Below are 13,024 nucleotides of genomic sequence, written 5' to 3'. Positions count from 1 at the left end.
GGACCGGACGGCCGCGGCGGACCCCCACCCGGGGCACCTCGGAATGCCGGCCGCGCGCGGACCGCGCACACCGGCCGCGGGGGGGGGCCCCCCCCCCCCCCGGCCGTCGTGCTGCCCGGTCCGATCAGACGCCGAGGCGCTGGAGCAGGTCGGCCTCGATGCGGTCCAGCTCGCCGGTCACCGCGCGGTGCGCGGCGCGGCGGCGCGGGGCGGGCATGTGCTCGGCCGCGCGGACGGCGCTGGTGAGCTGGCCCAGCCTGCTCTCGGCCTGGTCGGCGAACTTCTCCACCGGCGAGATCTCGGCGGCGCTGCGGCCGCCGGTGCGGGTGCGCAGGTCGCGCAGCGCCTCCGCGTCCCCGGCGATGCGGGCGTGCAGCGCCGCCCCGCGCCCGGTGAACCGGCCCAGATCGTCGACGGGCACGCCGAGCCGCCGCGCGCGGGCCCGGTCGTAACCGTCCCGCGCGGCGGTGAACGCCTGCCACGCGTAGGGGGCCAGCGCCGGGCCGAGGATCTTGGCGACGCCGACGGCCTTGCGGGCGTCGCCGGGGGTGAACCGGCCGTGCTCGCCCTTCTTGCGCGCCTTCTCGTCCCGCTTGGCGGCCTTGGCCGCGGCCTTCGCCTCCTGCTTGGCGGCCTTGGTCTCCGCCTTGGCCCCCTGCTTGACGGCCTTGGTGCCCTCCTTGGCCGTCCTGGTCCGCTGCTGGGCGGCCTTCGCCTCCAGCTTGGCGACCTTCTTGACCTGCTTGGCGGCCGAGCGCACGTCCCCGCCGGTGTCCCCGCCGGTGAGCGGCTCGGTGTCGAGCACCTCGGTGGTCAGTGCTGCGGTGGCCGGTTCGCGTCGCGTCATCGCCGCCTCCTGCTGTTCCGGCGCGGTCCGCGCCGTGCCGATGCCCCGACCTGGGGCTTCACCTCGCTCGCGGATCACTGTAAGGAGTCGCGGCGGCGGCTGCCGGTTGACCGGAAGCGCGAGTGATCTACCAGATGTGCACGCCGAGTCACCACTCGTGCAGCTGCGTCACCGGGGTGATGGGCGCGATCGTCGGGGGCACGGCCTACGCTGCGGGGCGTGGAGAACGAGGTGCTGCTCGACGCGGGCGTGGTCACGCGATGCCGCAGGAGGGTGCACCTCGACAACGACCCGCAGGCCCGCGACCTGCCGAAAGCACCCGTGGACCCGGGCATCGAGCAGCGCGTCAGCGACGCCGCCGACCACCGCCGCGCCATCGCCGACCGGCTCGAAGCCGCGCTCGGCGAGTCCTGGGCGCGCGTCCCCCGCGATGCGAGCAGGCGGCAGCGCGAACGGGAGACGCTCACCGCGATGCGGGACGGCGTCCGCTTCATCTCCGGCGCGCAGCTGCCCGCCGACCCCGAAGCCGGCCGGTTCGGCGGCATCGACCTGCTGGTGCGCGTCGACTCCGGCTACCTGCCGGTGCTGGTGGTGCGGCACAAGACCACCGACCCCGGCAACGGCGCCCGCACCTCCCCGGTGGAGGACCCGCTGCCCGGCTCGGCGCGGCGGGACCCGCGGCGCAAGGTGCGGTCCCAGCCCCGGGACCAGCTGCGGCTCGCCCACCTGGTGCGGCTGCTCGCCGCGTGCGGGATGGCCGCGCCCGGCAACCCCACCGGCGGCGTCATCGGCGTCGACGGCGACGTCGTCGTCTGGCACGACCTGCTCGCCCCGAACTGGCCGGGCGGCCGCACCGCGCTCGCCGAGTACGACGCCCGGTTCACCGACCGGGTCGCCGTCGCCACCGCCGCCGCGACCGGCGCCGAACCGCTCGCCCTGCCGTCCCGCGTCACCGAGTGCAAGGGCTGCCCGTGGTGGCCGACCTGCTCGGCCGAACTGCGCGACGCCCGGGACGTGAGCCTCGTCGTGCGCGGCGAGGACGCCACCGCGCTGCGCGGCGCCGACGTGCACACCGTCGACGACCTCGCGGCCATGACCCCCGAGCGGGGCGCGGGCACCGCGCTCGGCGCCGCCCGCACCGCCGAGGCCGTGCTGCTGGCGAAGGCGTGGCTGCGCGACCTCCCGCTGGTCCGCCGCGTCCGCGAGCTCGACGTGCCGCGCGCCGACGTGGAGATCGACGTCGACATGGAGAGCTACGCCGACTCCGGCGCCTACATGTGGGGCTGCTGGCTCTCCGGCGTCGACGTCGACGAGGAACCGGGCTACCGCGCGTTCGTCACCTGGGACCCGCTGCCCTCCGACGACGAGGCCCGCTCGTTCGCCGAGTTCTGGTGCTGGTTCACCGCCGTCCGCGAGCGGGCGCACGCGCGCGGCCTCACCTTCCGCGCCTACTGCTACAACGAGCTCGCCGAGAACCGCTGGATGCTGTCCTCCGCCGAGCGGTTCGCGGGCAAGCCCGGCATCCCCGAGGTGTCCGAGGTGCGCCGGTTCATCGGCTCCGGCGAGTGGGTCGACCTGTTCGCCGCCGTCCGCGACCAGTTCCTGTGCCCGCAGGGCAAGGGGCTCAAGGTGATCGCGCCCAGCGCCGGGTTCGCCTGGCGGGACCCGGAGGCCAGCGGGGAGAACTCGATGCGCTGGTACCGGGACGCCGTGGGCCTCGACGGGCAGCGGCCCGAGCCGTCGCAGCGGCGGCGGCTGCTGGAGTACAACGAGGACGACGTCCGCGCCACCCTCGCCGTCCGCCGCTGGATGACCTCGCCCGAAGCGGGGGAGATCCCGTTCACCGAGGACCTCTGACCCGGTCCGGCCGGACCGATCACGGGACGAGGACCGCCCGGCCGGTGATGTCCCCGTGGTGGAGCCGCTCGTAGACCTCGGGTGCCTGCTCCAGCGGGAAGGTCTCGGTGTGCACCGAGATGGCGCCGGAGCGGCCCAGCGCCAGCACGTCCAGCAGCTCGGCGCGCCCGCCCCAGCAGGGCGCCGCCACCGACACCCCGAACGGCACCGCGCCGAACGCCACCGGCAGCCGGCCCTCGCCGACCCCGACGAGCGTGACGTCCCCGGCGATGCCGACGCACTCCGCCGCGGTGCGCACCGTGGGTTCCGCGCCGACGAAGTCGACGACGAGCTCGGCGCCGCGCCCGCCGGTCAGCTCGCGGACCCGCCGGGCGGCGTGCTCGTCCGAGCGCAGCACCTCGTGCGCACCGACCCGCCGCGCCAGCTCCAGCGGCTCCTCGGCCAGGTCGATCGCGACGATCCGGGCGGGGGTCAGCGCCCGCAGCAGCTGCACGCCGAGGTGCCCGAGCCCGCCGACGCCGATCACCACGGCGGTGCTGCCCGCCACCAGCTTCGGCAGCGAGCGGCTGATCGCGTGGTACGGGGTGAGGCCCGCGTCGGTCAGCGGGGCCGCCACCACCGGGTCCAGCCCGTCCAGCGGCGCCAGGTGCCGCGGGTCGTCGACCACCATGTACTCGGCCATCGCGCCCGGGGCGGCGCGCCCGGGCGCCACCACGCCGAGCTCGGCGGTGCGGGTGCAGTAGTTCTCCATGCCGGTGGCGCACTGCCGGCAGCCGCCGCAGCCCCACGGCCCGTACACCGCGACCTGCTCGCCCTCGGCCACCGCGGTGACGCCGCGCCCGACGGCGGCGACGGTGCCCGCGCCCTCGTGGCCGAGGGTCAGCGGCAGCGGGTACGGGAAGCCCTCGGCGGGCCAGCTCATCACGGTGAAGTCGGAGTGGCAGACGCCCGCGGCCTCGACGCGCAGCAGCACCTGGCCGGGGCCCGGTTCGGGGACGGGGATCTCGACGACCTCCGGCCTGGAACCGACCTTGCGGTACTGCACGGCCTTCATCGAGCCCATTCGCGAGCGCCCTCCCCGATCCGGATCACCTGGCTGATCATTTTGGCGGCATCCGCAGCGCGCCGTCCATGCGGATGACCTCACCGTTGAGGTAGTCGTGCTCGACGATGCCGACCGCGAGCTTCGCGTAGTCGCCCGGCACGGCGAGCCGCTTCGGGAACGGCACCCCGGCGGCGAGCCCGGCGCGGAACTCCTCGCTGACGGTGGCCAGCATCGGGGTGTCCACGATGCCGGGAGCGATGGTCATCACCCGGATCCCGGCGGAGGCCAGGTCGCGGGCGGCGGGCAGCGTCAGGCTCGCCACCCCGCCCTTGGAGGCCGCGTAGGCGACCTGGCCGATCTGCCCGTCGAAGGCGGCGACGGAGGCGGTGTTGATGACGACGCCGCGCTGCCCCTCCCGGTCGGGTTCGGTCTCGCGGATCGCCGCGGCGGCCAGCCGCAGCACGTTGAAGGTGCCCAGCAGATTGATCTCCAGGACCTTGCGGAACAGGTCGAGGTCGTGCGGGCCCTGCTTGCCGCTGATCCGCGCGGACGGCCCGATCCCGGCGCAGTTCACCACGATCCGCAGCGGCACCCCGGCGCCCGCGGCCTGCTCGACGGCGGTGCCGACCTGGTCGGCGTCGGTGACGTCGGCGGCGGTGTAGGTGATGCCGTCGACGGGCGGCGCCGCGGTCACCGAGTCCGGCAGGTCCACGCCGAACACGTGCGCGCCCCGTTCGGCGAGCGCGCGGGCGGTGGCCGCGCCGAGCCCGGAGGCGGCGCCGGTGACGATGGCGGCGGTGCCGGTGATCTGCATGGGTCTCTCCTCGGTGTCGATCGCGATGCGCTCGTAGTCAACCAGTACTGGGCGCGGTTGTGCAGTACTGATCGGGTCGTGAACTGCCGTGCACCGCTGCGTCACCACCCGAGCAGCAGCGCGTGAACAGTTGCCGAAGCGGCCTTCCCCGCCCGGCCGGTGTGCCACGATTCGAGCGAGGTCAGCTTCCCGAACTGGGGATTTCCCGGTCGGGCCGCCGCTGTGGAGGTCGCCGTGTTCGCTCGCCGGATCGTGGTCGTCGGGACGGGGTACGTCGGGTTGACGACCGGCGCCTGCCTGGCGTCGCTGGGACACCGGGTGGTGTGCAGCGATGTGGACGCCGCGAAGGTCGCCCGGCTGTCCCGCGGCGAGGTCGGCATCCTCGAACCCGGGTTGGGCGAGCTCGTCGCCGAGGGCATCGCGGCCGGGCGGCTGGAGTTCGTGCTCGGCTCGGCCGGTGCGGTCGCCGACGCCGAAGTGGTGTTCCTGTGCGTGCCCACGCCGATGGGCTCCGGCGGTGGCGCGGACCTGGCCGCCGTCGAATCGGTCGTCGCCGAGGTCGCCACCGAGCTGCCGGCCGGGTGCGTGCTGGTGTGCAAGTCGACGGTGCCGGTGGGCACCTCGGCGCGGGTCGCCGAGCTCGTCGGCCGCCCCGACGTGGCCGTGGTGTCGAACCCGGAGTTCCTGCGCGAGGGCTCCGCGGTGCACGACTTCCTGAACCCGGACCGGATCGTGGTGGGCTCCGCCTCGCAGGACGCCGCCGAGCGGGTCGCCGCGCTCTACGCCCGGCTGGGCGCGCCGACGGTGCTCACCGACGCGCCGAGCGCCGAAATGGTCAAGTACGCGGCGAACTGCTTCCTCGCGACGAAGCTGTCCTACGTGAACGCGGTCGCGGAGCTGTGCGAGCGGCTGGGCGCCAACATCTCGGACGTCACCGAGGGCATGGGCTACGACCGGCGGATCGGGCAGTCGTTCCTGCAGCCCGGGCCCGGCTGGGGCGGCTCCTGCCTGCCCAAGGACACGGCCGCGCTGCTGCAGGTGGCGCAGTCCGTCGGGTTCGACTTCGAACTGCTCGGCGCCGCGATCGACTCGAACGCGCGGCAGCGGGAGCAGATGGTCGCGAAGGTCGCCGACGCGTGCGGGGTCGGCGTGGCCGGCTCGCTCGACGGGGTGCGGCTGGGGTTGCTGGGCCTCACGTTCAAGGCGGGCACCGACGACCTGCGGGATTCCCCGGCACTGGCGGTGGCGGAGCTGCTGGCCGCGCGCGGCGCGGAACTCGTGGCCTGCGACCCGGGGCTGCGCGGCGACGAGGCGCCGCTGCGGGACGTGGTGACCTTGGTGGACGACCCGTACGAAGCGGCGAAGGGCTCCGCCGGGCTGGTCGTGCTCACCGAGTGGCAGCAGTTCCGCGCGCTGGACTGGCCGCGGGTGGCGGGCCTGCTCGCCGGGCCGGTCGTGGTGGACACCCGCAACCACCTGGACCCGGACGTGCTGCGGCGGGCCGGGATCTCCTGGCGCGGCGTGGGCAGGCTCCCCGTCGGCTGAGTGCCTTTTCTGTTGGACTCGGTCCGCGCAGTGCTCGGGTGGCGGAACCTCAGCGGTCCCCTCGCTGCGGGATCGATTTCACAGGTGGCTCCGCCACATGAGAAATCGCTGTCCTCGCGAGGGAACCGCTGAGAACCCGCGGGTGGTCGGCCCGGGTGCGTGGTCGCCGCTCATCGGCTTCGCCGCTGACAAGAAACAGCAACGGGCCGCTGGGGAGCGGCGAAGGCGGGCGGTCCGCCGCTCCGCCGGGGCTGCGCGGGGGGTGAGGTGGTCACCCTGGGGCACGGGACGCTGCTGGGACGGGTGAGGCCGGAGGGGCGGTGCCGGACGTCGGGGCGGGTCGTTCCCGGCGCCGCGGGGGTTGTGGACGGGCGGCCCGCGGGCCGTGCGCCGGGCCGGTGGTGGTGGGCCGGTGGCGGTCCGGCGCGGAACCGTGGGACGACCGGCCGGTGAACGCGCGCCCGCACCACCGGGCCAGCGCAAACATTCCTTCCACAGCCTGTGGACAACTCCGTTCCCCGAGCTCCCGGGGGTGCGCGGCACCCGCTCCGCGCCCGGTTGTGCACAGGTGTGGACGAAGTTGTCCACAGGTGTGCACAACTCGGCGCGGAGCGCGACCACGGCACCGCCGGGCATCCCGGACGGGCACCGGCCACCGCGACCCAGGGTGACGCCGAGGGCCCCCGGAACCGCGCCACCGACCGGATCGGGTCTCAGGAACCGAGGCGGTAGCCCATGCCGCGGACCGTGCGGATCCGCTCGCTGCCGATCTTGCGGCGCAGCGCCCGCACGTACACGTCCACCACGTTCGAACCGGGGTCGAAGTCGTAGCCCCAGACGTGGGACAGGATCTGCTCCCGGGACAGCACCTGGCCGGTGTGCCGCAGGAACAGCTCCAGCATCGCGAACTCGCGGGCGGTCAGGTCGACCGTCGCGTCCGGCAGCTGGGCGCGCCGGGTCCGCAGGTCCAGCGACAGGTCGCCGTCGCGCAGCACCGCCACGTCCGGCGCGCGGTCCGCCGAGCGCAGCCGCAGCCGGACCCGCGCCAGCAGCTCCTCGAACCGGAACGGCTTGGTCATGTAGTCGTCGGCGCCGCCCTCCAGCCCGGCGACGGTGTCGTGCACCGAGTCCCGCGCCGTCAGGATGATCACCGGGAGGGTGATCCGCTGCGCACGCACCGCTTGCAGCACCGAGAACCCGTCCTTGCCGGGCAGCCCCAGGTCGAGCACGGCCAGGTCGTGGTTGCCGCCGAGCAGCAGCTCCTGCGCGGTGGCGCCGTCCCCGGCGACCGAGGTGCCGAAGCCGTTGGCGCGCAGCCCCTTCTCCAGGAACGCCGCGATGCGCGCCTCGTCCTCGACGATCAGGATCTTGCTCACGGTTTGGCCTCCTCGGTGGTCGCGGGCGGGACGAGGCCGGGCACCGCGCCCGGCCAGGCGGGCAGGTCGAGGCCGAAGGTGGCCCCGTTCCCGGGTTCGGACAGCACCCGCACCCGCCCCTGGTGCGCTTCGGCGATGGCGGCGACGATCGCCAGCCCCAACCCGGCGCCACCGCGGCCGGGACCGCTGCCGTGCGCGAACCGGGCGAAGATCTGCTCCACCTCGGCCGGGTCCACCCCCGGCCCGCGGTCGGTGACCCACAGCGTCAACCGGCCCAGGCTCAGCGCCGAGCCGATGCGGATCTCCGAGCCGTCCTCGGTGTGCTGCACCGCGTTCTGCGCCAGCTGCACCACGGCCTGGGTGAGCCGCTGCGCGTCCACCACCACGTCGCCCTCGCCGATGCTCTCCAGCACCCAGCGCCGGTCCGCGATGGAGCGCACCTTCGCGTCGATGTCGCTGGTGAGCTCGGCCAGCGACACCTCGGCGGGGTGCACGAAGTCGGGCCGGTCCGCCTTGGCCAGCATCAGCAGGTCCTCCACGATGCGGGTCATCCGGTCCAGCTCGTCGGTGCACAACCGCACCACCTCGTCACGCTCCTCCGGGTCGTCCCCGAGCAGTTCGAGGTGCCCGCGCACGATGGTGATCGGGGTGCGCAGCTCGTGGCTGGCGTCGTCGACGAACTGGCGCTGCGTGCTGAACGCCGATTCGAGCCGGTCGAGCATCGCGTTGAACTGGTAGGCCAGCGCCGCGATGTCGTCGCGGCCCTCCACCGGGATGCGGCGGGTCAGGTCGTGCTCGCTGATCTCCGCGGCCGTCTGCCGCACCACCCGCACCGGCGCCAGGATCGCCCCGGCCACCACCCACGACGAGGCCGCCGCCAGCAGCACGCCGAACGCGCTGACCAGGACCAAGGTGCGCACCACCTCGTGCACCTCGGACACGTCGGCGGCGGTGAAGTGCCCGGTGATGAACCAGGCGTGCCCGCCGTCGCGGGTGTGCACCTCCACCTTCACCCAGCGCAGCGGTCCGGCGCTGGAGCGCGCGGTGCCCTCCCGGGCGGCGGAGTGCGAGATGCGTTCCAGCAGGCCCGGGTCGTGCACCGCCGCGCGGGTGCCCTTGTCCTGCGACTGCACCCGCATCTGCAGGCCGGTGGGCGTGTCCCAGGTGCCGATGAGCGCTTCCCACGCGTCCGGGTACTGCTGGCCGAGGTAGGTCTCGAACAGCACCTCCGGGTCGCCTATCGGCACGCCGGTGGCGGGATCGCGGCCGACGTGGGCGAAGTTGACGAACTCGTGCCCCTCCTGCTCCAGGGCGGCGGTGACCTTGTTCATCGCTTCGTTGTGCAGGAACCGCCAGACCAGCAGCACGATCCCGGTCAGCACCACGACCAGCACCAGCAGCATCCAGCCCATGATCTGGGCGCGGGCGGGGACGCGGGTGCCGCGGCGCGCCTGCTCAGTCGTCATCGTCCGGCCGGCTCGGGGAGTCGGGGTGGCCCGGGGAGTCGGGGTCGTCGGGGGAGTCGTCGGGATCATCGGGATCGTCGTCGTCGTCCTCCGGTTCCGGCGGTGGCAGGTCGGCGGGCGCCGAGGTGGCGACGACCGGCGGCGTCGCCGGCCTGCTGGGGGCCAGCTCGACCAGGTCGCCGACGCGCGCCGCCGCAGGCACTTGCGGGGCGCGCGGGCCGTTGCTCAGCGCGTAGCCCAGCAGCACCGCGGTGATCGGCAGCGCGAGCGCGGCGATGAGCAGCGGCAACCTCTTCACCGGCCTCATGCCCGCATCGTCGCCGCCTTCCTGGCCCCGGAGGATGAGAAGGGCATGAGAACTTTCTCATGCGGGGCGCCGGAGGTTGCGCGGATCCCGCGCCTGGCGGCACCGCCCAGCGGCTAGCCTGCACCACGAACGGGTGCCGCCGCGATCGCGGACCGGCACGGGTACTGGGGCCGAGGGCAGGCGCGATGGGTGAAGACGGCGACCGGCTGATCGACTGGACCGGGGAGCGCTGCGTGCCCTGGGCCGACGACGTCCAGGTGATCTACGAGCACTACCACCGGTACGCCCTGGCGGCCCGGTTCGTCCGCGGCAAGCGGGTGCTGGACCTGGCGTGCGGCGAGGGCTACGGGGCCGCGCTGCTGGCCGCCGAGGGCGCGGAGGTCGTGGGCCTCGACGTCGACCCGGCGACCGTGGAGCACGCCACCCGGAGCTACGGCTCCCGCGACGTCTCGTTCCGCACCGGCTCGATCACCGACCCGGACGTGCTGGCCGATGAGAAGCCGTTCGACGTGGTGGTGTGCTTCGAGGCGATCGAGCACGTCGCCGAGCACGACGCGGTGCTCGCCCTCGTCCGGTCCCGCCTCGGACCGGGCGGGTTGTTCCTGGTCAGCACCCCGGACACGGACGTCTACCAGCACGAGCACGGCAACGACAACCCGTTCCACGTCAAGGAGCTCACCGGCCCCGAGTTCGAGTCGCTGCTGGAGGGCGCGTTCCGGCACGTGGCGGTGCTGCGGCAGAACGCGGCGGTCGGCTCGGTGCTGACCCCCGCCGACCCGGGCGACCCGGACACCGCGATCGAAGGCGTCCGGTTGCAGACGCTGCACCAGGACGGGTCGGGCGCGTGGTCGGTGCGCCAGGGCCTGCCGCACACCTACCTGCTGGGGGTGGCCTCGGACCGGCCGTTGCCGAAGCTGCCCGCCGCGGCGGTGCTGCTGGACGACGAGCTCACCCTGGCCCGCCGGGCCGGGCAGGCCGACGTGCGGCCGATCATCGAGCAGCGCGACGAGGCGGTAGCCGACGTCGCGAAGCTCAACGAGCACTACCAGCGCAGCCGCGCGGAAGCCGAGGAGCTCAAGGGCGCGGTCGCCCGGCTGGAGGAGCTGCGCCGCGCCGAGGAGTCCCGCGCCGACGAGCAGGTCCACGAGCAGCAGCGGCTGCGCACCGAGCTCGAAGCGGGCCTGGAGCAGGCCCGGCTCGGCGCCGACCGGGACGCGGCGCGCATCGAGTGGCTCCGCGACACCGTCACCCGCCTGGAGCAGCGCACCGCGGAGGCCGAGCGCACCGCCGCCGAGCTCGCCGAGCGCAACGCCGAGCTCGTCGCGCAGAACTCGGCGCTGGTGCAGCGCGCCGTCCGCAAGTACCGCACCGTCGTCGAGCGCGTCGCGCCCCGCGGCACCGCCCGCCGCGACGTCTACGAGCTCGCCCTCGGCAGGCAGCCCGGCGCGGTCGCGGCCGAGCAGGCGCCCGAGACGGGCCCGGTCGCGGTGCCGCGCAGCGACGACCCGGTGGTCAGCGTGATCGTCCCGGTGCACGGCAAGTGGCCCTACACCCGGCAGTGCCTGCGGTTCCTCGGTGGGCACCTGGTGTCGGTGCCGTTCGAGGTGATCGTGGTGGACGACGCCTCCCCGGACGACAGCGCGGTGCGGCTCGCGGAGTGCGAGGGCGTCCGGCTGGTGCGCGCCGAGCGGAACCTCGGGTTCATCGGCGCCTGCAACCTCGGCGCGCAGCACGCGCGCGGCAGGCACCTGTTCTTCCTCAACAACGACGCCGAGGTCACCGAGTCCTGGCTGGACCTGCTCGTGTCCACGATGGACTCCGACGAGCGGATCGGGCTGGTCGGCGCGAAGCTCGTCTACCCGGACGGCCGCCTGCAGGAGTGCGGCGGCATCGTCTGGGCCGACGGCACCGGCTGGAACCTGGGGCGCAACGGGGAACCGAACGCCTCCGAGCACAACGTGCTGCGCGACGTGGACTACTGCTCCGGCGCGGCGATCCTGGTGCGCGCCGAGGTGTTCCACCAGGTCGGCGGCTTCGACACCCGCTTCGCGCCCGCCTACTACGAGGACACCGACCTGGCGTTCGCGGTGCGCGCCGCCGGCTACCGCACCGTGGTGCAGCCGAAGGCCGTGGTGGTGCACCACGAAGGCGTCTCCAACGGCACCGACCTGTCCACCGGGGTGAAGCGGCACCAGGAGCTGAACCGCCAGGTGTTCGTGGACAAGTGGCGGGAGGTCCTCGCCGACCACCTGCCGGAGGCCTCGCCGCGGAACCTGTGGCTGGCCCGGCAGCGCGGCGCCCGCGGGCACCACGGGCCGATCGTGCTGGTGAAGGACCACCAGGTGCCGCGCCCCGACTTCGACTCCGGTTCGGTGCGGATCCGCCGCGTGCTGGAGCAGTTCGTGGAGCTCGGCGCGCGGGTCGTGTTCTTCCCCGGCAACCACGCGAAGCTGGAGCCCTACACCACCGAGCTGCAGCAGGCCGGGGTGACGGTGCTGCCGGAACCCGAGCTGCAGCAGGCGTTCCTCGCCGAGGCGGGCTCGGAGATCTCGCTGGCCGTGCTGTCCCGCCCGCAGGTCGCGTGGAGCCTGGTGGAGGAGCTGCGCACCCGCGCGCCGCGGGCCGTGCTCGCCTACGACACCGTGGACGTGCACTTCCTCCGGTTGCAGCGGCAGGCCGCGCTGGCAGAGGAGCAGGGCGAGCCGGACGTGGCGAAGGCGTTGCTGCGCAAGGCGTTCGCGTCCCGCGAGATGGAGCTCGGCCTGGTCCGCTCCTGCGACGTGACGCTGGTGGTGTCGGAGGCCGAGCAGCAGCTGCTCGGCGAACTGGTTCCGGACGCCGACGTGCGGGTGCTGTCCAACGTGCACGACGTCCGCGACGGCACCGAGTTCCCGCACGGCCGCCGCGACGTGCTGTTCGTCGGCAGCTTCGACCACCCGCCGAACCGGGACGCCGCGGAGTGGGCCGCCGCGGAGGTGCTGCCGCTGGTGCGCGAGCGGTGCCCCGACGCGGTGCTGCACGTCGTCGGCTCCAACCCGACCGAGGAGGTGCTGGCGCTCGCCGGGGACGGCGTCGAGGTGCACGGCTGGGTGCCGGACCTCGCCGCGCTCTACGAGCGCAGCCGGGTCGTGCTGGCGCCGCTGCGCTTCGGCGCGGGCGTGAAGGGCAAGGTGGGGGAGGCCCTCGGGCTGGGTGTGCCGGTGGTGGGCACGACGCTGGCGATGGAGGGCATGCACCTGGAGCCGGAGCAGGACGTGCTGGTCGCGGACGACGCTGCGGGGCTGGCGGCGGCCGTGGTCCGGCTGCTCACCGAGGACCCCACCTGGTCGCGGCTGTCCGCGGCGGGCAAGGCGGGCATCGCCGCCCAGTTCGGCCCGGACGTATCCCGAGCAGCGATCGCGAAACTCCTCGATGCGGAGCTGTGAACTCGGTTTGCGCCGTGGTGGGGTGGCGGAACCTCAGCGGGAATCCCGCTGAGAACCCGCGGGTGGTCCGGTTGCTCGGGTGGTCGCTGCTCAGCGGCTTCGCCACTGACAGGACATGGCCGAGAACCGCGACGCGGGTTCAACGCCGGGCGGTGAGGTTCCGTTCCGCTACCTCGGTGCTGCGCGGGGCGGGTCGGCGGACGGGGCAGCGGCATCGACGTGGAACGGCCCCCCCCCCCCGGGGGGGGGGGGGGGGGGGGGGGGGGGGCCGGGGGGGGCGGGCGGGGGGGGGGCGCCCCCGGCGCCGGGGGGGCCCCCCCCGCGGGGACCCCGGGGGCGCAG

Annotated in this window: 9 protein-coding genes; 3 read left to right on the top strand and 6 right to left on the bottom strand. The window is 74.4% G+C overall.

From position 1 onward, the window contains the following. Positions 1 to 124: 124 nt before the first annotated feature. Complete coding sequence (locus LCD31_RS25455; protein ID WP_224962101.1) at positions 125 to 847, bottom strand: DUF6474 family protein; 723 nt, start codon at positions 845 to 847, stop codon at positions 125 to 127. Between the two features lie 219 nt (positions 848 to 1,066). Here LCD31_RS25455 and LCD31_RS25450 point away from each other — a divergent pair, with 219 nt between their 5' ends. Next, entirely contained in the window at positions 1,067 to 2,704 is a 1,638-nt protein-coding gene (locus LCD31_RS25450; RefSeq protein ID WP_224962099.1) for a TM0106 family RecB-like putative nuclease, read from the top strand. 19 nt (positions 2,705 to 2,723) lie between these two features. Here LCD31_RS25450 and LCD31_RS25445 read toward each other — a convergent pair whose 3' ends face one another. Continuing rightward, positions 2,724 to 3,758, bottom strand: coding sequence for an NAD(P)-dependent alcohol dehydrogenase (locus LCD31_RS25445; protein WP_224962097.1), 1,035 nt, complete (start codon positions 3,756 to 3,758; stop codon positions 2,724 to 2,726). Positions 3,759 to 3,804: 46 nt separating this feature from the next. Next, entirely contained in the window at positions 3,805 to 4,563 is a 759-nt protein-coding gene (locus tag LCD31_RS25440; protein ID WP_224962095.1) for an SDR family NAD(P)-dependent oxidoreductase, read from the bottom strand. Between the two features lie 234 nt (positions 4,564 to 4,797). On the opposite strand from LCD31_RS25440, the gene LCD31_RS25435 reads away from it, so the two are divergent. Beyond that, positions 4,798 to 6,108: a UDP-glucose/GDP-mannose dehydrogenase family protein gene (locus LCD31_RS25435; protein WP_224962093.1), complete on the top strand. Its 1,311-nt coding sequence runs from the start codon at positions 4,798 to 4,800 to the stop codon at positions 6,106 to 6,108. Between the two features lie 713 nt (positions 6,109 to 6,821). Here LCD31_RS25435 and LCD31_RS25430 read toward each other — a convergent pair. The 3 genes from LCD31_RS25430 to LCD31_RS25420 are packed head-to-tail and all read right to left on the bottom strand — an operon-like array spanning position 6,822 to position 9,257. Further along, the gene (locus LCD31_RS25430; RefSeq protein ID WP_224962091.1) at positions 6,822 to 7,484 is read right to left on the bottom strand and encodes a response regulator transcription factor; all 663 of its coding nucleotides are present in this window, start codon (positions 7,482 to 7,484) and stop codon (positions 6,822 to 6,824) included. After that, complete coding sequence (locus tag LCD31_RS25425) at positions 7,481 to 8,950, bottom strand: cell wall metabolism sensor histidine kinase WalK (protein ID WP_224962089.1); 1,470 nt, start codon at positions 8,948 to 8,950, stop codon at positions 7,481 to 7,483. The genes LCD31_RS25430 and LCD31_RS25425 overlap by 4 nt, the downstream gene beginning before the upstream one ends. Beyond that, positions 8,940 to 9,257 carry a hypothetical protein gene (locus LCD31_RS25420; RefSeq protein ID WP_224962087.1) on the bottom strand — a complete coding sequence of 106 codons (318 nt, stop codon included), beginning with the start codon at positions 9,255 to 9,257 and terminating at the stop codon, positions 8,940 to 8,942. Before LCD31_RS25420 ends, LCD31_RS25425 begins: the two co-directional genes overlap by 11 nt. 185 nt (positions 9,258 to 9,442) lie before the next feature. Between LCD31_RS25420 and LCD31_RS25415 the strand changes: the two genes are divergently transcribed. After that, positions 9,443 to 12,682 carry a glycosyltransferase gene (locus LCD31_RS25415; RefSeq protein WP_224962084.1) on the top strand — a complete coding sequence of 1,080 codons (3,240 nt, stop codon included), beginning with the start codon at positions 9,443 to 9,445 and terminating at the stop codon, positions 12,680 to 12,682. Positions 12,683 to 13,024: the final 342 nt, after the last annotated feature.

Source organism: Saccharopolyspora sp. 6M, from assembly GCF_020176775.1.
GTDB lineage: Bacteria > Actinomycetota > Actinomycetes > Mycobacteriales > Pseudonocardiaceae > Saccharopolyspora_C > Saccharopolyspora_C gregorii.
The sequence above is the reverse complement of the archived record's forward strand: the minus strand, read 5'-3'. Positions and strand labels throughout refer to the sequence as shown.

Bases quoted from the DNA above. Each gene is read 5' to 3' on its own strand.
- LCD31_RS25455 (WP_224962101.1), bottom strand. From the start codon at position 847: ATGACGCGACGCGAACCGGCCACCGCAGCACTGACCACCGAGGTGCTC.
- LCD31_RS25445 (WP_224962097.1), bottom strand. From the start codon at position 3,758: ATGAAGGCCGTGCAGTACCGCAAGGTCGGTTCCAGGCCGGAGGTCGTC.
- LCD31_RS25440 (WP_224962095.1), bottom strand. From the start codon at position 4,563: ATGCAGATCACCGGCACCGCCGCCATCGTCACCGGCGCCGCCTCCGGG.
- LCD31_RS25425 (WP_224962089.1), bottom strand. From the start codon at position 8,950: ATGACGACTGAGCAGGCGCGCCGCGGCACCCGCGTCCCCGCCCGCGCC.
- LCD31_RS25420 (WP_224962087.1), bottom strand. From the start codon at position 9,257: ATGAGGCCGGTGAAGAGGTTGCCGCTGCTCATCGCCGCGCTCGCGCTG.
- LCD31_RS25415 (WP_224962084.1), top strand. From the start codon at position 9,443: ATGGGTGAAGACGGCGACCGGCTGATCGACTGGACCGGGGAGCGCTGC.